Annotated in this window: 16 protein-coding genes and 6 tRNA genes; 13 read left to right on the top strand and 9 right to left on the bottom strand. The window is 59.3% G+C overall.

All coding sequences use genetic code 11. From position 1 onward, the window contains the following. From AB5Y83_RS05625 to AB5Y83_RS05590, 8 genes are all read left to right on the top strand, one after another. Positions 1-1,239, top strand: coding sequence for an aspartate kinase (locus AB5Y83_RS05625; protein WP_005336054.1), 1,239 nt, complete (start codon positions 1-3; stop codon positions 1,237-1,239). Positions 1,240-1,342: 103 nt separating this feature from the next. Beyond that, on the top strand, positions 1,343-1,531 hold the full coding sequence (csrA, locus tag AB5Y83_RS05620; protein ID WP_005336053.1) for a carbon storage regulator CsrA: 189 nt from the start codon (positions 1,343-1,345) through the stop codon (positions 1,529-1,531). A 214-nt stretch (positions 1,532-1,745) separates the two neighbouring features. Further along, positions 1,746-1,838, top strand: a tRNA-Ser gene (locus AB5Y83_RS05615). A gap of 3 nt (positions 1,839-1,841) precedes the next feature. Beyond that, positions 1,842-1,918: transfer RNA gene (locus AB5Y83_RS05610), tRNA-Arg, on the top strand. Positions 1,919-2,018: 100 nt separating this feature from the next. After that, positions 2,019-2,095, top strand: a tRNA-Arg gene (locus tag AB5Y83_RS05605). A gap of 25 nt (positions 2,096-2,120) precedes the next feature. Then, a tRNA-Arg gene (locus AB5Y83_RS05600) sits at positions 2,121-2,197 on the top strand. Between the two features lie 29 nt (positions 2,198-2,226). After that, positions 2,227-2,303, top strand: a tRNA-Arg gene (locus tag AB5Y83_RS05595). 28 nt (positions 2,304-2,331) lie between these two features. Beyond that, positions 2,332-2,408 (top strand) — tRNA-Arg (locus AB5Y83_RS05590). Positions 2,409-2,751: 343 nt separating this feature from the next. Here AB5Y83_RS05590 and pbpG read toward each other — a convergent pair. From pbpG to AB5Y83_RS05555, 7 genes are all read right to left on the bottom strand, one after another. After that, on the bottom strand, positions 2,752-3,579 hold the full coding sequence (pbpG, locus tag AB5Y83_RS05585) for a D-alanyl-D-alanine endopeptidase (protein ID WP_088868356.1): 828 nt from the start codon (positions 3,577-3,579) through the stop codon (positions 2,752-2,754). A 159-nt stretch (positions 3,580-3,738) separates the two neighbouring features. After that, positions 3,739-4,404 carry a DedA family protein gene (locus tag AB5Y83_RS05580; RefSeq protein WP_150995431.1) on the bottom strand — a complete coding sequence of 222 codons (666 nt, stop codon included), beginning with the start codon at positions 4,402-4,404 and terminating at the stop codon, positions 3,739-3,741. Positions 4,405-4,422: 18 nt separating this feature from the next. Next, positions 4,423-5,715, bottom strand: coding sequence for a hemolysin family protein (locus tag AB5Y83_RS05575; protein WP_040069001.1), 1,293 nt, complete (start codon positions 5,713-5,715; stop codon positions 4,423-4,425). Beyond that, entirely contained in the window at positions 5,678-5,956 is a 279-nt protein-coding gene (locus AB5Y83_RS05570) for a hypothetical protein (protein WP_201990967.1), read from the bottom strand. The genes AB5Y83_RS05575 and AB5Y83_RS05570 overlap by 38 nt, the downstream gene beginning before the upstream one ends. Positions 5,957-5,973: 17 nt before the next feature. Then, positions 5,974-7,032, bottom strand: coding sequence for an L-asparaginase 2 (gene ansB / locus AB5Y83_RS05565; protein ID WP_279488462.1), 1,059 nt, complete (start codon positions 7,030-7,032; stop codon positions 5,974-5,976). A 130-nt stretch (positions 7,033-7,162) separates the two neighbouring features. Beyond that, positions 7,163-7,357: a heavy-metal-associated domain-containing protein gene (locus AB5Y83_RS05560; RefSeq protein WP_005357810.1), complete on the bottom strand. Its 195-nt coding sequence runs from the start codon at positions 7,355-7,357 to the stop codon at positions 7,163-7,165. 62 nt (positions 7,358-7,419) lie between these two features. After that, positions 7,420-8,370: an AEC family transporter gene (locus AB5Y83_RS05555; RefSeq protein WP_368174829.1), complete on the bottom strand. Its 951-nt coding sequence runs from the start codon at positions 8,368-8,370 to the stop codon at positions 7,420-7,422. Positions 8,371-8,507: 137 nt separating this feature from the next. Here AB5Y83_RS05555 and treR point away from each other — a divergent pair, with 137 nt between their 5' ends. From treR to AB5Y83_RS05530, 5 genes are all read left to right on the top strand, one after another. Beyond that, positions 8,508-9,455, top strand: coding sequence for a trehalose operon repressor TreR (gene treR / locus AB5Y83_RS05550; protein ID WP_021229070.1), 948 nt, complete (start codon positions 8,508-8,510; stop codon positions 9,453-9,455). A gap of 192 nt (positions 9,456-9,647) precedes the next feature. After that, entirely contained in the window at positions 9,648-11,078 is a 1,431-nt protein-coding gene (gene treB, locus AB5Y83_RS05545; RefSeq protein ID WP_005348758.1) for a PTS trehalose transporter subunit IIBC, read from the top strand. Between the two features lie 66 nt (positions 11,079-11,144). Then, the gene (gene treC / locus AB5Y83_RS05540) at positions 11,145-12,806 is read left to right on the top strand and encodes an alpha,alpha-phosphotrehalase (protein ID WP_368174828.1); all 1,662 of its coding nucleotides are present in this window, start codon (positions 11,145-11,147) and stop codon (positions 12,804-12,806) included. Between the two features lie 3 nt (positions 12,807-12,809). Beyond that, the gene (locus AB5Y83_RS05535; protein ID WP_368174827.1) at positions 12,810-13,409 is read left to right on the top strand and encodes a sugar O-acetyltransferase; all 600 of its coding nucleotides are present in this window, start codon (positions 12,810-12,812) and stop codon (positions 13,407-13,409) included. A gap of 120 nt (positions 13,410-13,529) precedes the next feature. Then, positions 13,530-13,718, top strand: a complete 189-nt coding sequence (locus AB5Y83_RS05530) for a hypothetical protein (RefSeq protein WP_005336040.1) — start codon at positions 13,530-13,532, stop codon at positions 13,716-13,718. A 60-nt stretch (positions 13,719-13,778) separates the two neighbouring features. Here the strand turns inward: AB5Y83_RS05530 and rluA are convergent, their stop codons facing one another. Together rluA and rapA are read right to left on the bottom strand one after the other, a co-directional pair. Next, complete coding sequence (gene rluA / locus AB5Y83_RS05525; protein WP_005343025.1) at positions 13,779-14,435, bottom strand: bifunctional tRNA pseudouridine(32) synthase/23S rRNA pseudouridine(746) synthase RluA; 657 nt, start codon at positions 14,433-14,435, stop codon at positions 13,779-13,781. Between the two features lie 115 nt (positions 14,436-14,550). Further along, entirely contained in the window at positions 14,551-17,418 is a 2,868-nt protein-coding gene (gene rapA / locus AB5Y83_RS05520) for an RNA polymerase-associated protein RapA (protein ID WP_368174826.1), read from the bottom strand. Positions 17,419-17,950: the final 532 nt, after the last annotated feature.

Here is a 17,950-nt window from a genome sequence, read left to right as displayed (position 1 = left end):
GTGGCACTCTATGTACAGAAGTACGGCGGCACCTCGGTCGGCACACTGGAGCGGATCGAGGCGGTAGCTGAGCGGGTCGAGCAGACCCGCGCCCAAGGACACGACGTGGTGGTGGTGGTCTCCGCCATGTCGGGCGAAACCAACCGGCTGCTGGGCATGGCCCAGCAGCTGGATCCTGATGCCAACCGACGGGAGATGGATGTACTGGTCTCCACCGGTGAGCAGGTCACCATAGCGCTGCTGGCGATCGCGTTGAACAAACGCGGTTGTCCTGCGGTCTCAATGACCGGTGATCAGGTACGGATTCATACCGATTCCGCCTATGGCAAGGCGCGCATCACCCACATCGACACCGAGCTGGTTCATGCCGAACTGGCTGCGGGCAAGGTGGTGGTGATCGCCGGTTTCCAGGGCCGTGACGAGCATAATGCCATCACGACCCTGGGCCGCGGCGGTTCGGATACCACGGCGGTTGCCGTGGCGGCGGCCATCAAGGCCGATGAGTGCCAGATCTTTACCGATGTGGATGGGGTATACACCACGGATCCGCGCATCGAGCCCAAGGCGCGTCGTCTCGACACCATCACCTTCGAGGAGATGCTGGAGATGGCCAGTCTCGGCGCCAAGGTGTTGCAGATCCGCTCGGTGGAGTTTGCGGGCAAGTACCGCGTCCCGCTGCGGGTGCTGTCGAGCTTTATCGATGGAGAGGGAACCTTAATCACATATGGAGGTGATAGGATGGAAGCTCCCCTGGTATCCGGGATCGCTTTTAACCGCAACGAGGCCAGCCTGACCATTCTGGGCGTGCCGGACAGACCAACCGTTGCCGCGCAGATCCTGAATCCGATCAGTGACGCCAACATTGATGTCGACATGATTGTGCAGAATACCCTGGGAGATGGCACCGCCGACTTCACCTTCACGGTGAATCGTGATGACTATCGCCGCGCCCGGGCACTGCTGGAGGAGACAGCTACTGAACTTGGCGCCTCCTGCGTGCAGGGAAATGGCGAAATTGCCAAGGTTTCCATTGTCGGTGTCGGCATGTGGAACCATCCAGGTGTTGCGCGCACCATGTTCAAGGTATTGGGCGAGGAGGGGATCAACATGCAGTTGATCTCGACCTCTGAAATCAAAATCTCTGTGGTGATTGACGAGAAGTATCTGGAGCTGGCGGTGCGAGCCCTGCACGCGGCTTTCGGGTTGGATCAGGCACCGCAAGAGCAGCCCTTGGGCTAACAATCTCTGATTGATTTAGTTTCAACCATTTACCATATCGGTATCTTTGTTAGATAATGTCGCATATCGATATAAAAACAAAACAGGATACAGGAGCAAGCGAATGCTTATTTTGACTCGTCGTGTTGGGGAAACCCTGATGATTGGTGATGAAGTGACTGTCACCGTACTGGGCGTTAAAGGCAACCAGGTCCGTATCGGTGTTAACGCGCCGAAAGAGGTCTCCGTACACCGCGAAGAGATCTACCAGCGCATCCAGGCCGAGAAAGTTCCGGGCCAACCGGGCTTCTAAGCCACTTTCATGGCTGTGACAAGGCGACACCTCATGTGTCGCCTTTTGTTTTTTCTCGGCCCCTGAAATCGCCCTGCAGGGCGCGAAACTGCGGGATAAGTGCCGATATTGTTTGAATATTCCACGCTTTGACCAAATGCTGAGCGAACGCACTTTTTTCTCCAAAAAAGTGTTTGACTAAAAATCCCTGTGAAGTATTATCAGCCCCGCAAACGGAGAGGTGGCCGAGAGGCTGAAGGCGCTCCCCTGCTAAGGGAGTATGCGGCTTATACCCGCATCGGGGGTTCGAATCCCCCCTTCTCCGCCATTTGCGCCCGTAGCTCAGCTGGATAGAGTACCTGGCTACGAACCAGGTGGTCAGAGGTTCGAATCCTCTCGGGCGCACCATATTACGACTCAAGCAAGAGTCATGTGTTGACCATCAGCAAGTCGACACTTTGGAAAAGGCTTACTGATAAGTAAGCTTTTTTTATCGTTTTAAAACAGGGCGCCCGTAGCTCAGCTGGATAGAGTACCTGGCTACGAACCAGGTGGTCAGAGGTTCGAATCCTCTCGGGCGCACCATTTAAAACGAAACAACGATTTATGAGCGCCCGTAGCTCAGCTGGATAGAGTACCTGGCTACGAACCAGGTGGTCAGAGGTTCGAATCCTCTCGGGCGCACCATTTTTCAAGCAGTACACAAAAGTTTGTGAGCGCCCGTAGCTCAGCTGGATAGAGTACCTGGCTACGAACCAGGTGGTCAGAGGTTCGAATCCTCTCGGGCGCACCATATTTCAAGCAGTACCAAAAGTTTATGAGCGCCCGTAGCTCAGCTGGATAGAGTACCTGGCTACGAACCAGGTGGTCAGAGGTTCGAATCCTCTCGGGCGCACCATACAGACAGCCTCGACTTCGGTCGGGGCTGTTTTTTTATGGGCGATATTTAGCTTTTGGTGCGGATCCCCGTGCGCTGTTGCGGGTGGATCGCCCGTTTACCTGGCTGTTCTTGTCCTCATTTCTTCCCCTTTCTGTGATTGCGCACAGTTCTTCTGATCGTTGCACCGCCTCATCACCCTTTGCCTCATCTATAGGCGCGCTGTATGCCTGCTGTTGCAACGGCAGATGCTGGGCCACTCATTACTAAAGGTTCGCTCATCAACATCCTGCAAGGCCTGCTGAAGCGTTCTGCAGGCAATAAAAAAGGATGCCGCAGCATCCTTTTGTGTTGAGATATTTACTCAGCTTTTCAGCCATTTGCGAATGCGGTTGGCATCGCCGATGGGGGTGCGTTTGCCCACCGAGTTGAGCAGCACGATGGCGAGCTCGCGGCTGTCCGGTTTGGCGCGCATCACCAGACAGCGACCCGCTTCGTCAGTGAAGCCGGTCTTGGAGAGGCGCACGTCCCAATCCGGGTTTTTCACCAGCGGGTTGGTGTTGTTGAACATCAGGCTATAGGCGGGGGCGCTGAAGCGCATCTCCCGGTTCTCATCCTGAGTGAACTGACGGATCAGCGGCTGACGATAGGCGGCGGCAGCCAGCTTGCCGAGATCCTGGGCGGTAGAGACGTTGCGGGTGGAGAGGCCGGTGGAGTCGTAGAAGTGGGTATTACGCATCCCGAGCGCTCTGGCCTTGTTGTTCATGGCTCGCACGAAGGCGCTGCGACCGCCCGGATAGTGACGCGCCAGTGCCGAGGCCATCCGGTTTTCGGAGGACATCAGCGCCAGATGCAGGGCGTCACGGCGGGTCACCTTGGTGCCCATGCGGATGCGGGAGTGGGTGTGTTTGACCCGATCCAGATCGTTCTTGTCGACCGTGATGGTCTGGTTGAGATTCTGCTTGGCATCCAGCACCACCAGCGCTGTCATCAGTTTGGTGAGGGAGGCGATGGGACGCACCTTGGTGGCATTCTTCTGGTAGAGCGTCTTGCCCGTTTTTACATCCACGACCAGGGCGCTGCTCGAGCGTACTTCCAGTTTGGCAGGGTTGGGTGCCGCGCTGACCGCAGGCAATCCCAGCATTCCCATCAACCCGACAACCAGCGCTGCTGCGCGAATCCGACACCACATACAACCGACTCCGTTCCCATCCAAAAAAAGGCGCTAGATTCACTCATTTTTACCCCGGCTTTACAAGGGCCGAGCGGGACTATTTCTGCTATTTGCGCAAAATTGGCGATCAAAAAAGCCCTCTGGCGAGGGCTTTCGGGTCAGGCGTTGGGCTAGGGGTCAATCCCGCGGCTGCGCGGCCCTGCGTTTGCTGATCCAGCGCCAGACCAGCGCCACCATGCCACCCACCAGCAGGGCCACCGGCAGATAGATGATGATGTTGAAGAACTGGGTCTGGTATTCGGCTGCCAGCTTGGTGTGGCTCAGGTAGTAGCCAAACCCTACCAGCGGGCAGATCCACATGATGGAGCTGATCAGATTGACGATGAGAAAGCGCCCCTGGGGCAGTTCGGTGGCACCGACGATGTAGGGGTAGGCGGTGCGTACGAAGGCGATATAGCGCGCGGTGATCAGGGTGATGATCCCGTACTTGTCCAGCAGGTGGTAGACCTTCCGCTGGTGCCGCTCTTCCACGTGGGACATCAGCCGATGGTAGAGCTGGGTGTGGCCGAGAAAGCGCCCCTGCATGTAACCGAGCCAGGTGCCGACAAAGGTAGCCATGATCAACAGCGGGATCACCCCGAGAGACAATACATCCTGATAGATGAGCACGCCGGTGAGGATCAGCAGGCTGTCACCGGGCAGAAAGGCGGTAGGGATGAATCCGTTTTCCAGTACCAGAAACGTCAGAATCACACCACAGATCATGAAGGCCATCTTGGGATCGGAAAGTGTGTTCAGATCGTGATTCATAAAGGCGTGAGCCAGTTGGTAAAACTGCTCCATACTTGCAAACTCCGCAGGTTAGCTGGGTTGATCGGTCAAGGGCATGGCGAGCACCTTGTCGATGCGCAGGCCATCCATGTCAACAATTTCCAGTTGCCACTGTTCCAGTGTCACCAGGTCTCCGGTTTGTGGAACACGACCAAGGAGCAGCATGATAAGCCCTCCGAGGGTGTGATAGTGATGTTTTTCTTCTTCTGGCAGACGAACCAACTCCAGACAGTCCTTCAACTCGGGCAGCGGGATCAGGCCATCGAGCAGCCAGCTGCCGTCGGCGCGCCGGAAGGCCCAGTTGTCCTCGCCATCCTCCTGCTGGAAATCCCCCGCCAGCGCCTCCAGCAGATCCTGCTGGGTGACCAGCCCCTGCAGCTCGCCATATTCGTCAACCACCAGCGCCATCTGTTCGCTGTGGGTGCGGAAGTGGTTGAGCAGCTCGACGCCGTTGAGGGTCTCGGGCAGCAGGCTGCCCTCCTGGGTCAGGGCTGCCAGATCGATGGGCTCCCCCTTGATATAGGCGTGCAGCACCTTGCTGACATTGATGATACCCACCAATTCTGACAGGTTGCCGTCGCAGACCGGAAAATAGCTGTGGCGATACTCCACCAGTCGCTGCAGGTTGGTCTCCAGCGGCAGCGCCAGATCCAGATAGCGGATATCGCTGCGCGGCACCATCAGGGAGGAGAGGCTGCGCTCGTCGAGACGGAAGACGTTGCGCAGCATGGTGTGCTCATGATCCTCGATCACCCCGGCTTCAGAGCCCTCCACCAGCATGGCGTGGATCTCCTCCTCGGTGACGTTGGCGCTGCCGTTCTGGTTGACCCGCAGCAGCCGCAGGCTGGCATTGGTAGAGGCCGACAGCAGCCAGACGAAGGGGCGGGTCAGGGTGGCGAGCCAGTGCATGGGGCGGGCCACCAGACAGGCGATGCGCTCGGCATTGAGCTGGCCGAGGCGCTTGGGCACCAGCTCCCCTACCACGATGGAGAGATAAGTAACCACCACCACCACGATGACGGTGGCGATCAGGCCACTGCTCTTGGCGGGGAGCCCCCACTCCTGCAACCAGAGGGAGAAGGGCTGGGCCAGCAGGGATTCGCCGTAGATACCGTTGAGCAGACCTATGCTGGTAATGCCGATTTGGACGGCAGAGAGAAAATGGGTCGGGTCTTCACCCAGTTTGAGGGCGATGGCGGCGGAGCGGTTGCCTTCAGAGGCAAGCTTGCCGAGGCGAGCCTTGCGTGCGGTGACGATGGCGATTTCTGACATGGCGAAGACGCCATTAAGCAAAATCAATCCCAGCAGGATCAATATTTCCATACAGCAACAGCACTCCTTGAGTGGATAAGATCGCTGGCAGTGTAATGAATTTGGCGGCGATGCGCTTGTGAAAGCGGGTGATCCGGCTCGCTAATTTGATGACAGCGCTCTGCGGTGGCTGAAAAAGATGGCAGGAAAAGGGAAGGATGACCTCGCCAAACGACGTAATGGGTGAGGCGGGTGCTTGGCGAAGTGGCATGGCTGGATGGAAAAGGCGGGAAGTCCCGCCCTTGCTTGTCATGGTTCAGACAACCCTTATCAGAACTGCTGGAACCAGCGCTGGATCTGGGCCGGATCCTTGCTCTGGGTCAGGGAGAGCATCAGCAGCACCCGCGCTTTCTGCGGGTTGAGAGTGCCGGAGGCCACGAAGCCGTACTTGGCATCATCGATCTCGGCATCCAGGGTGGTGGCGCCGGTCGGCACGCGGGCGGAGCGTACGACGCGGATGCCATCCTTGCTCGCCTTGGCCAAGGTATCGAACAGGGTGTGGTAGAGGTTGCCGTTGCCCACCCCGGCGCTGACGATGCCGTCGAACTTGGCATCCACCATCGCCTTGGCCGGCAAGTCGGTGGCGTTGGCGTAGCTGTAGACGATGCCCACTTGCGGCAGCTTGTCGAGCTTGCTCACGTCAAACGGCGTCTTGCTGGTGTGCAGACGGGCCGGAGTGCGCTGATAGTCGATCTTGCCGTTGTGGATGTAACCCAGTGGGCCGAAGTTGGGGGAGGTGAAGGTCTGCACCCCGGTGGTGTTGGTCTTGGTGACGTCGCGGGCATCCAGCACGGTGTCGTTCATCGCCACCATCACGCCACGGCCTTTGGAGGCGGGGTCGGAGGCGGTCACCACGGCGTTGTAGAGGTTGAGCGGGCCATCGGCACTCATGGCGGTGGAGGGGCGCATGGCGCCGACCAGCACCACCGGCTTGTCGCTCTTGACGGTCAGATTGAGGAAGTAGGCGGTCTCTTCCATGGTGTCGGTGCCGTGGGTAATGACGATGCCATCCACGTCATCCTTGGCCAGCAGCTCGTTGACCCGCTTGGCCAGCTTGAGCCACACCTCGTCGTTCATGTCCTGCGAGCCGATCTTCACCACCTGCTCTCCTTGCACATCGGCCACGTTTTTCATCTCGGGCACGGCGGCGATCAGGGTTTCGATGGCCACCTTGCCTGCCTCGTAGTTGGACTGGGTGGCAGATTGGCCTGCCCCGGCGATGGTGCCGCCGGTTGCCAGAATATGGACGTTGGGCAGCGCCATCGCCATGGGGGAGAGGGTCAGGCCGACGACGGCGGCGAGCAGGGTCTTGCGGATCGGTAGGGTCATGCTGCAAATCCTTATGGTTGGAATAATCGCAGCAAGTTTGCCCGTTTAATAACCTGGGTCTGTGATAAAACTCACCAAAAGACAGGTGAGTACAGATTTTTAACCTGTTTTATACCTCTATGGAGATAATTTAACTCGCAGAGAAACCCTTGGCTTCGATCAGGGCGATCAGCTCGGCCTTGCTCAGCTCGCTCTCAATGACTGCCTTGCTGCTGGCGAAATCGACGGTTGCGGTGGTGACCGCAGGCTGGGCCAGCAGCGCTTTTTGCAGACTGGCGGCGCAGCCACCACAGGACATGCCGGACACGGTGAGTTCGATGGTCATGGGATATCTCCTCTGTTGATGAGCACCAGCCTAAAGCTGCCGCCTCCGGCAAGGTCAAGCCGTCAGTACATCAACCCTAGGTAGTTCATCAGAGTCGCCCCGAGGCTGGTAGTAACCAGCGAACCGAGGGTGGTGGTGGCGATGATGTTTGCGGCCAGCACGCTGTCGCCCCCCATGGCACGGGTCATCACATAGCTGGCGGCGGCAGTCGGGGTAGCGCTGATGAGGAACAGAATACCCAGCTCCAGATGGCTGAAGCCGAGCAGTGCTGCCCCAAGAGTGAACGCAGCCGGAATGAGGCAGAGCCGCATGATGCTGGCCCAGCCCGCAATGGCTGCGCCACCGCGCAGAGCATCCAGGCTGAGGGAGGCGCCGGTGCAGAGCAGCGCCAGCGGCAACGTCATGTTGGCGAAGTAGCTGCCGGTGGTGAGCAGCAGTTGCGGCATCTTGATACTGAGCAGGGTAAAGGGCAGCGCCGCCACAATGGCGATGATCAACGGATTCTTGATGATGCCGAGCAGAATGGGGCGAATACCGGTGGCGCCGCCGAGACTGCGGGTGAGGGTGATCACCGCGAGAATGTTGTAGAGCACGGTCACCGCACCGACGTAGAAGGCCGCCGCCCCCAACCCCTCGTGGCCGTAGGCGTTCTGCACATAGGCGAGCCCGATAATGGCGCTGTTGCCGCGAAAGCTCCCCTGCACGAAGATGCCGCGCAGCCGCTGCTCCCCGATAAAACGTCCGGCCAGCAGCTCCAGCACCAGATAGCTGATAACGGTGGCGAGCAGGCCATAGCCGATAAACCAGAGGCTCGGCATGGTGACGAAGTTGGTACCCAGAATACTGAGAAAGAGCAGAGCGGGCAGGGTGACCTGAAACACCAGTCGCGAGGCGGATTCGGTAAAGGGATCCGGCAGCAGCCCCAACCGCTTGAGCAAGATGCCGAGCAGCAGCACCACGCAGATGGGGCCTGTGATGGAGAGGGAGAAGAGCAGACTGGCCAGCAGATCCATGATGGGCATCCTGTGCTGTGCCCACACACCCTGACGGCGGGGCAAAAAGGGCATTCTAACGCCATGGGCTTGTATTCACAGGGGTTAATCACAACAATGTGGGCAATTCCACCGCCTAGCCTCCTGTGAGCCAATTCATGGACAAGAAACTGACCATCCTCGATATCGCCAGACTGAGTGGCGTCGGCAAGTCGACCGTTTCCCGGGTGCTTAATCAGGATCCCAAGGTGAAGCAGGAGACCCGCGAGCGGGTAGAGCAGATTATCGCCGAGCACGGCTTCGTGCCGAGCAAATCGGCGCGGGCCATGCGCAGCCAGAGCCAGCAGGTGGTGGGGATCATCGTCTCGCGGCTCGACTCCAGCTCGGAGAATCAGGCGGTGCGCGGCATGCTGGAGACCCTCTACCCGCGCGGCTACGATGCTGTGCTGATGGAGAGCAAGTTCTCCCCCGCCAAGGTACAGGAGCATCTGGCGGTCCTGGAGCGGCGCGGGGTGGATGGCATTATCCTGTTCGCCTTCAATGACTTGGACTATGCCGCCATGGCGCCGCTGAAAGAGAAGCTGGTGCTGGTCGCCCGTGAATATCCCGGTTTCTCCTCGGTCTGCTTTGACGACGCCGGTGCGGTGCGCACCATGCTGGCGCAGCTGGCAAGCCGTGGCGCCCGCGACATCGCCTATCTGGGGGTGGATACCTCGGATCTCACCACCGGCCAGCGTCGCCTCGACGCCTATCTCGCTTACTGCGCAGAGCAGGGGTTGCACCCGCGCAGCGCCCTCGGTGATCTCAGCCTGCAGAGCGGCTACCGGCTGGCGGCCGAGCTGCTTACCCCCTCCACCCAGGCGCTGGTCTGCGCCAGCGACACCCTCGCCATTGGCGCGGCAAAATACCTGCAAGAACAAGGGCGTAGCGAGGTGCTGGTGACCGGACTTGGCAACAATCCCATGCTCAGCTTCCTCTTCCCCAACGCCCTCAGTCTCGATCTTGGTTACAAAGGGGCGGGGGAGCAGGCGGCGCGTCAGCTGCTCGGCCAGATTGAGCAGGCTCAGCCTCCGTTGGTGACAATCGCCCCCTGTCGAACCCTGTGACCCCCATCACTCCGGACTGAACAAAAAGTGCGCTTTTTGTGATGCTGGCCACGAATTGGGAACGTTCCCATTTCGATCTGGCCAGATTGTCGGCATGCTGAATGGGAACGATACCAAAAACGCTCCGGCCGACAGACTGGCTCAAAAGGGCGATACAGACCACTATTCAATGGCGTCACAGAGGGAAGACCCATGTCCAAGATCAACGCACAGCAGCTTGCCACCCTGATCGACAAGATCGGCGGCAAGGAGAACATCGCCACCGTCAGCCACTGCCTGACCCGGTTGCGCTTCGTCCTGAACGATCCGGCCAAGGCCGACAGCAAGGCCATCGAAACCATCCCGGCGGTGAAGGGAAGCTTCACCCAGGGCGGTCAGTTCCAGGTGGTGATCGGCAACGAGGTAGAGCAATGGTACAAGGCGCTGACCGAACAGCTCGGCGTCAGCGGTGGCAGCAAGGAGACCGCCAAGCAGGCGGCTCGCCAGAACATGAATCCGCTGGAGCGGGGCATCTCCCATCTGGCGGAGATCTTCGTACCGTTGCTGCCCGCCATCATCACCGGCGGTCTGATCCTGGGCTTTCGCAACGTCATCGGCGACATCAAGATGTTTGACGATGGCACTCATACCCTCACCGAGATCAGCCAGTTCTGGGCTCAGGTACACGCCTTCCTCTGGCTGCTGGGCGAGGCGATTTTCCACTTCCTGCCGGTCGGTGTTTGCTGGTCTGCAGTGAAGAAGATGGGCGGCTCCGAGATCCTGGGTATCGTGCTGGGGGTGACGCTGGTGTCACCACAGTTGATGAACGCCTACGGTATCGGTCAGCAGACTCCCGAGGTGTGGGACTTCGGCCTGTTCGTGATCCAGAAGGTAGGTTATCAGGCCCAGGTCATTCCGGCGCTGCTGGCGGGTGTCTTCCTCGCCTGGGTGGAGACCAACCTCAAGCGGATCATTCCGGCCTATCTCTATCTGGTCATAGTGCCATTTGTCTCGCTGCTACTGGCAGTGATCGTGGCTCACGCCTTTATTGGCCCGTTCGGTCGCTGGATTGGTGATGGCGTCGGTTTCGCTGCCAAGGCGGCCATGACCGGCTCCTTCGCTCCCATCGGCGCTGCCCTGTTCGGTTTCCTCTACGCACCGCTGGTCATCACCGGTATCCACCACACCACCAACGCAGTGGATCTGCAACTGATGCAGAGCATGGGTGGCACTCCTATTTGGCCGCTGATCGCTCTCTCCAACATCGCTCAGGCGTCTGCGGTCGTTGGCATCATTCTGATTAGCCGCAAGGAGAACGAGCGGGAGATCTCGGTGCCTGCTGCCATCTCCGCCTACCTCGGGGTGACCGAACCGGCCATGTACGGTATCAACCTCAAGTACAAGTTCCCCATGCTGTGCGCCATGGTGGGTTCCAGCCTTGCGGCCCTTATCTGCGGTTTCGCCGGGGTGATGGCCAACGGCATCGGGGTGGGCGGCCTGCCCGGCATCCTCTCCATCCAGCCGCAATACTGGGCGGTGTTTGCCATCGCCATGCTGGTCGCCATCGTGGTGCCGGTGGTGCTGACCCTGCTGGTCTACAAGCGCCAGCAAGCCGCTGGCAAGTTGACCCAAGCCAGCGCCTGACACTGATTATCAGGGCGACCCGCGGGTCGCCCTCTCCATTTCATATTCGAGACAAGAGAAAGACCCATGAGCCAAACACCCTGGTGGCAGAGTGCCGTGATTTACCAGATTTACCCCAAGAGCTTTCAGGATTCCGCTGCCCGTGGCACCGGCGACCTCAAGGGGATCATGGCCCGCCTCGACTATCTCAAAACCCTGGGGGTCGATGCCCTCTGGCTGACCCCGGTCTACGTCTCCCCGCAGGTGGACAACGGTTACGACATAGCCGATTACTACCAGATTGATCCCGCCTACGGCACCATGGCCGATTTTGAGGCGCTGCTGGCCGCCGCCCATGAGCGGAATATCCGCATCGTGATGGATATAGTAGTGAACCACACCTCCACCGAGCACGCCTGGTTCAAGTCGGCGCTGGGGGACAAGAACAGCCCCTACCGCGACTACTACATCTGGAAAGATCCGGTAGATGGCGGTGTGCCGAACAACTGGCAATCCAAGTTTGGTGGCAGCGCCTGGGAGCTGGATCCCGCCACCGGTCAGTACTACCTGCACCTGTTTGCCCGTGAGCAGGCGGATCTCAACTGGGAAAATCCTGCAGTGCGCGCCGAGGTGAAGAACATCATCCACTTCTGGGCGAAGAAGGGGGTGGACGGTTTCCGCCTCGATGTCATCAATCTCATCTCAAAGGATCAGACGTTCCCGAACGATGAGATCGGCGATGGCCGCCGTTTCTACACCGACGGGCCGCGTATCCACGAATTCTTGCAGGATGTGAGCCGCGACGTCTTTGCTCCGGTGGGCGCCATGACGGTGGGGGAGATGTCCTCCACTTCGCTGGAACACTGCCAGCGCTACGGCGCGCTGGATGGCTCAGAGCTCTCCATGGTGTTCAACTTCCACCATTTGAAGGTGGATTACCCCAACGGCGACAAGTGGACGAAAGCACCGTTCGATTTCCTCGAACTCAAGCGCATCTTCAACCACTGGCAGAGCGGCATGCACGGCAAGGGGTGGTCGGCGCTGTTCTGGTGCAACCACGATCAGCCGCGCATCGTCTCCCGTTTCGGCGATGAGGGTGAGCATAGGGTGGTCGCCGCCAAGATGTTGGCCAGTACCCTGCACGGCCTGCAAGGCACCCCCTACATCTATCAGGGGGAGGAGATAGGCATGACCAACCCCGGCTATCAGCATATCAACGACTATCAGGATGTGGAGAGCCGCAACATCTTCGCCATCAAGCAGGCGGAAGGGATGAGCGAGGCCGAGATCCTCTCCATTCTCGGTGCCAAGTCCCGCGACAACTCGCGCACCCCGATGCAGTGGAGCGCCGCCCCCAACGCCGGTTTTACGGCAGGCAATCCGTGGCTCAAACCTGCCGCCAACTACCCCGAGATCAACGCCGAGGCGGCGCTGGCCGACCAGCACTCGGTGTTCTGGCACTATCGGGATCTCATCGCCCTTCGCAAGGTGCACCCCATCTTCACTCAGGGGGATTATCAGGAGCTGCTGACGGGGCACCCGCAGATCTGGGCCTACGCCCGTCGCGTCAACGGCCAGACCCTGCTGGTGGTGAGCAACTTCTACGGCGAGCCGGTGGAGTTTGCCTTGCCTGCCGAGCTGCAAAGCGGGCAAGGTCGGCTGCTGCTCGGCAACTACCCAGATAGTCCGGCCCAACCGCAATCGGGTATGCTGCGCCCTTATGAATCCCTGATCTGGCTGATGGAGTAGATAATGGAGAAGGTGGTGCGCGGTGCCGAGTGGCAGAAGATGGTGGCGGGGGAGCCTTATGATGCGGGCGATCCCGAGCTCAAAGCGGCACGCGAGCGCTGCCGCAGGCTCTATCACACCTTCAACACCAGCTGGCAGGAGAAACCGGCGCGGGATGCCCTGCTTCATGAACTGCTTGGTGGCCGCGGCCATGAGTGCGCCATCAATCCGCCGTTCTTTTGCGATTATGGCGCCAACATCTTCGTCGGCGAGAACTTCTACGCCAACGTGAATTGCACCATCCTCGACGTCTGTGAGGTGCATATCGGCGACAACGTGCTGCTGGCGCCCGGGGTGCAGATCTACACCGCCGCTCATCCGGTGGCGGTGGCGCCACGTATCAAGGGTGTCGAGTTCGGCAAGCCGGTACGGATCGGTCACAACGTCTGGATCGGCGGCAGCGTCGTCATCTGCCCCGGCGTCACTATCGGTGACAACAGCGTCATCGGTGCAGGCTCGGTGGTGACCAAAGACGTGCCCGCCAATGTGGTGGCGGCTGGCAACCCCTGCAAGGTGCTTCGGGCGATGACGGCACAGGAGCTTGAAGGCGTCATCCAGCGGTGAACAGGGACCATGAATGCTATTGCTATCTGATTGATAGAAAAGCGACTTTCAGATTGTTTTGCATTCAGTGCTTATGTTCGGGGCCGCTTGGCCGATACTGTTGAGTGCAGGAGGAACCCTATGGATATATCAAGTTCTGCAAATGCGTCGTTTGGTTCTGCTCTGATGACGGCCAGTCTGGCCAAGAAACAGCAGACCCAAGAGGGCGAAGCTGCGCTGAAGCTGCTGCAAAACGCAGCGCAATCAGCGCCGGTTGCACCGACATCGGCCAGCGCTTCTCTGGGAAGCAAGATCGATATTCGCGTCTGACCCTAATGAAAAAGCCCCCATCTCGCGATGGGGGCTTTTTTATCTCTGCGATTTGCGGGATCAGACCGGGAAAGGAGCCGGCGCCTCGAAGGTCATCCGCTCGCCGCTACGGGGGTGACTGATGGTCAACATGGCCGCATGCAGGTAGAGATGGGGCGCCGCCGCCAGCGCATCCGGATGAGCGTAGAGGTTGTCACCCAGGATCGGGTGCCCCAGCTCCAGCATATGGACGCGCAGCTGGTGCGAGCGACCTGTGATGGGGGTCAACTTGATCAGGCTGTTGCCGTTCTCCACCTTCAGTTTCTGCCACAGGGTCAGGGCGTGACGCCCCTCTTCGTGGTCAACTTTCTGTTTCGGGCGGTTGGGCCAGTCGACGCAGAGCGGCAGGTCAACCTGACCCGACTCTGCCTCCGGCTCACCCCACACCCAGGCGAGGTAGTGCTTCTCGGTCTCCCGCTCGCGAAATTGCCGACTCAGCTCCCGATGAGAGTTGGGATTGAGGGGAATGACAATGACGCCTGTGGTGGACATGTCGAGGCGATGAGCTGCCGCCGCCTTGGGGTGCTGCTGTTTGACCCGATGCAGGACGCTGTCTTCATTCTCGGGGCCGCGCCCGGGGACGCTTAGCAGGCCAGTGGGCTTGTTGACCACCATGATGTCCTTGTCCTTGAACAGGATATCGAGCCAGGGTTCCAGAGGCGGTGAGTATTCAAACATAAATGTCTCGCATCAGAAGGTGGGGGCAAGCCCCCATCAGTTATGGGTAACCACGACAAAGTGGCCTTGGGTATCCAGTTTGAGCTGGTTCTGGCCGCTGTCGGTCGGTACCTTGTCAGTTATGGGTGACCACGATAAAGCGGATGGCATCCAGCTTGAGTTGGGTCTGATCGATCAGGTGGTGCAATTCTGCCTGCAGATTGCGCAGATAATCCAGTTCGCTGTCGCGCACGTTCGGGTTGACCGCCTTGAGCGCTTCCAGACGATCCAGATCCTGCTGCAGGGTCTGCGCCATCTGGGCACGGGCCTTGTCGACAATCCCGGCTTTCAGCTCTTCGGCAATGGCCTGGCCCTTGCCAATCAGACCGTGGATCACCGGTTGGGACGCGGTGACCAGCTTGCTGCCGAGGTGGCGATTGACCGGAGTCAGCTGGCGGTTGAAGGCATCGAACGCCACTTTCTCACCCAGATTCTGGCCGTTCTTGTCCATCAGCAGACGGATCGGCGTCGGCGGCATGAAGCGGTAGAGCTGGGGATGGGCCGCAGACTCGGCAACGAAGATCAGCTCAAGCAGGATGGAGCCGATGGGCAGCGCCTTGTTCTTGAGCAGTGCGACCGAGGTGGCACCGATCTCGGAGCCCAGGATCAGGTCGATACCGCCGCGCATCATGGGGTGATCCCAGGAGAGCAGCGCCATGTCATCACGCGACAGGGCAGTGTTGCGATCGAAGGTGATGGTCATGCCGTCTTGCGGCAAGCCCGGGAAGCTGGAGACCAGCATGTGATCCCCGGGGGTCAGCACCAGCGCGTTCTCGCCACGGTCATCCTGATTGACGCCGATCTCGTCGAACATCTTGAGGGCGAAGGAGATCATGCCGGTGTCGTCATCTTCGGCGGCCAGCTTGTCGACCAGCTGCTGGGCGGCGGCGCCACCGCTGGAGTGGATCTCCAGCAGGCGATCGCGACCCTGCTCCAGTCGAGCCTTGAGCGGCTCGTGCAGTTCGCGGGTCTTGATCAGCAGGGCGTCGAGGGCTGCCTGATCGCCGGTGTTGGCTGCCAGCAGCTCGAACAGCTCTTCACGTACCGCTTCGAATACCGGGCGGGCAGTCGGGCAGGTCTGCTCGAACGCGTCCAGACCATCGTGATACCAGAGCTGCAGGGCGCGCTGGGCAGTCCCTTCCAGATAGGGAACGTGGATCTCGACGGTATTCTGCTGACCGATACGATCCAGTCGGCCGATACGCTGTTCCAGCAGATCCGGGTTGAGGGGCAGATCGAACAGCACCAGATGACTGGCAAACTGGAAGTTGCGGCCCTCTGAGCCGATCTCGGAGCAGAGCAGCACCTGGGCGCCACCTTCTTGCTGGGCGAAATAGGCGGAGGCCTTGTCCCGCTCGAGGATCGACATCCCTTCGTGGAACACGGCACCACGGATCCCTTCACGGGTACGCAGCGCCTCTTCCAGCGCGATGGCGGTCGCCGCTTCGGAGCAGATCACCAGCACCTTCTGCTGACGGGCAGAGAGCAGCAGCTCCAGCAACCATTCAACGCGTGGGTCGAACTGGGTCCAGGTGGCGTTGTCGCCTTCGAACTGCTGGAAGATCTTCTCGGGATAGAGGTAGCGCAGGGCGCGGGTCTGCAGATCACCACCGTTGCCACCCATCATGCCCATCACCTTGATGGCAGTCTTGTACTGCTCCGGCAGCGGCATGGGGTAGACGTTGAGGTGACGCTCGGGGAAGCCCTGAATATTGGCGCGGCTGTTGCGGAACAGCACCCGGCCGGTGCCATGCTGGTCCAGCAGCTTGGCGACCGCCTGCTGACGGGCAGTCGCATCGCTCAAGTCCAACCCTTCCAGCTGGCTGGCGAGGGTCTGTCTGGCTTCATCGCTCAGGGTCTCGCCATCCAGCAGCTCTTGCGCTGCGCTGGCGACCTGACCATAGGCCTGCTCCTCGGCGAGGAAGGCCTCGTAGTCGTAGAAACGCTCGGGATCGAGCAGGCGCAGACGGGCAAAGTGGCTCTGGTGGCCCAGCTGATCCGGGGTCGCAGTCAGCAGCAGCACGCCCGGCACCTGTTCGGCCAGCGCTTCCACCATCTCATAGGCACGGCTTGGCACCTCTTCACTCCACTCCAGATGGTGGGCTTCGTCGACAACCAGCAGATCCCACTCGGCTTCCAGCACCTGCTCGAAGCGACGACGCTTCTTGCGCAGGAAGTCGAGGCTGCAGATCACCAGCTGCTCGGTCTCGAAGGGGTTCTCTGCATCGGCGAATGCCTCGATACAGCGCTCCTCGTCAAACAGGGAGAAGTGCAGGTTGAAGCGGCGCAGCATCTCGACCAGCCACTGATGCTGGAGCGTTTCGGGCAGCAAAATGAGCACGCGATGGGCGCGGCCGGAGAGCAGCTGCTGATGAATGATCATGCCCGCTTCGATGGTTTTGCCCAGACCCACCTCATCGGCCAGCAGTACGCGCGGAGCGTAGCGGTGACCCACTTCATGGGCGATATAGAGCTGGTGCGGGATCAGGCTGACCCGGCCACCGGCCAGACCACGAGTCGGGTTGCGACGACGCTGGTGCTGGTTGACCAGCGCCTCGTAGCGCAGGGTGAAGCGGGACATCCGATCGATCTGACCGGCGAACAGGCGATCCTGCGGCTTGTTGAACTTGATAAAGTTGTTGAGAAACACTTCTTTGAGGGCAACGGGCTCATCATTGTCGGTGCGCACACCTACATATATAAGCAGGCCGTCTTTCTCCTGCACTTCGTCGACCGTCATGGTCCAGTCTTCGTGACTGGTGATCTGATCGCCCACATTGAAGCTGACCCGGGTGACCGGCGCCTCTTCTTTGGCATACATGCGGTTTTCACCGGTAGCCGGAAACAACAGGGTAACCATGCGTCCTTCAACAGCAACGACAGTCCCCAACCCCAGATCCGTCTCTGTATCACTAATCCAACGCTGGCCAAGTGCAAAAGGCATTAAACTCTCCAAAGCCCAAGAGTGTGTGAATCGCAAAGGGGCGCTATGTTACCCGAAGGCGTGACCTCGATCACCATGCATATAGATGTAGAGAGACCAAATCGCCACAACCTTGATCTGCTACCACCGCTACGCCATCTAGAGGATAGCGAGCTCGCCAAACGGGTGTGTTATTGCAGGATAAATGCGCTTCTTGGGTGATTAGTGAACGGTTGAACCAAAAATGCGAATTTAATTCGAAAAGACCCTTGCAAGCGTGATCCAGATCCCTATAATGCGCCTCCATCGACAGGGCAAGCGGCAACGCAAACAACCTCGTCGATAACCTCGAAAAGCCTTTGAAATAAGGCTTGACTCGAGAAGGCGGTTGAGTAGAATTCCACTCCCGCAGCAACACACTGTTGCGTCGCTCTTTAACAATTTGAATCAAGCAATCTGTGTGGGCACTCACAGCATCGAACATCAAAAACAATTTTTGATTTTCAATGTCTGGTGAAGTGACCAAGACGATTTCTTAGCAATAAGAAGTCGA

Source organism: Aeromonas sp. R5-4 (assembly GCF_040908215.1).
Taxonomy (GTDB): Bacteria; Pseudomonadota; Gammaproteobacteria; order Enterobacterales; family Aeromonadaceae; genus Aeromonas; species Aeromonas veronii.
Note: the sequence above shows the minus strand (reverse complement) of the source record. Positions and strands in the feature narration are given on the sequence as shown.

What these genes read in the sequence shown, in the direction of transcription:
- treB (WP_005348758.1), top strand. Translation starts at nt 9,648, where the DNA reads ATGTCCAAGATCAACGCACAGCAGCTTGCCACCCTGATCGACAAGATC.
- AB5Y83_RS05575 (WP_040069001.1), bottom strand. Translation starts at nt 5,715, where the DNA reads ATGGAAATATTGATCCTGCTGGGATTGATTTTGCTTAATGGCGTCTTC.
- rapA (WP_368174826.1), bottom strand. Translation starts at nt 17,418, where the DNA reads ATGCCTTTTGCACTTGGCCAGCGTTGGATTAGTGATACAGAGACGGAT.
- treR (WP_021229070.1), top strand. Translation starts at nt 8,508, where the DNA reads ATGGACAAGAAACTGACCATCCTCGATATCGCCAGACTGAGTGGCGTC.
- treC (WP_368174828.1), top strand. Translation starts at nt 11,145, where the DNA reads ATGAGCCAAACACCCTGGTGGCAGAGTGCCGTGATTTACCAGATTTAC.
- csrA (WP_005336053.1), top strand. Translation starts at nt 1,343, where the DNA reads ATGCTTATTTTGACTCGTCGTGTTGGGGAAACCCTGATGATTGGTGAT.
- pbpG (WP_088868356.1), bottom strand. Translation starts at nt 3,579, where the DNA reads ATGTGGTGTCGGATTCGCGCAGCAGCGCTGGTTGTCGGGTTGATGGGA.
- AB5Y83_RS05555 (WP_368174829.1), bottom strand. Translation starts at nt 8,370, where the DNA reads ATGGATCTGCTGGCCAGTCTGCTCTTCTCCCTCTCCATCACAGGCCCC.
- ansB (WP_279488462.1), bottom strand. Translation starts at nt 7,032, where the DNA reads ATGACCCTACCGATCCGCAAGACCCTGCTCGCCGCCGTCGTCGGCCTG.
- AB5Y83_RS05560 (WP_005357810.1), bottom strand. Translation starts at nt 7,357, where the DNA reads ATGACCATCGAACTCACCGTGTCCGGCATGTCCTGTGGTGGCTGCGCC.
- AB5Y83_RS05570 (WP_201990967.1), bottom strand. Translation starts at nt 5,956, where the DNA reads ATGACAAGCAAGGGCGGGACTTCCCGCCTTTTCCATCCAGCCATGCCA.
- rluA (WP_005343025.1), bottom strand. Translation starts at nt 14,435, where the DNA reads ATGTTTGAATACTCACCGCCTCTGGAACCCTGGCTCGATATCCTGTTC.
- AB5Y83_RS05535 (WP_368174827.1), top strand. Translation starts at nt 12,810, where the DNA reads ATGGAGAAGGTGGTGCGCGGTGCCGAGTGGCAGAAGATGGTGGCGGGG.
- AB5Y83_RS05530 (WP_005336040.1), top strand. Translation starts at nt 13,530, where the DNA reads ATGGATATATCAAGTTCTGCAAATGCGTCGTTTGGTTCTGCTCTGATG.
- AB5Y83_RS05580 (WP_150995431.1), bottom strand. Translation starts at nt 4,404, where the DNA reads ATGGAGCAGTTTTACCAACTGGCTCACGCCTTTATGAATCACGATCTG.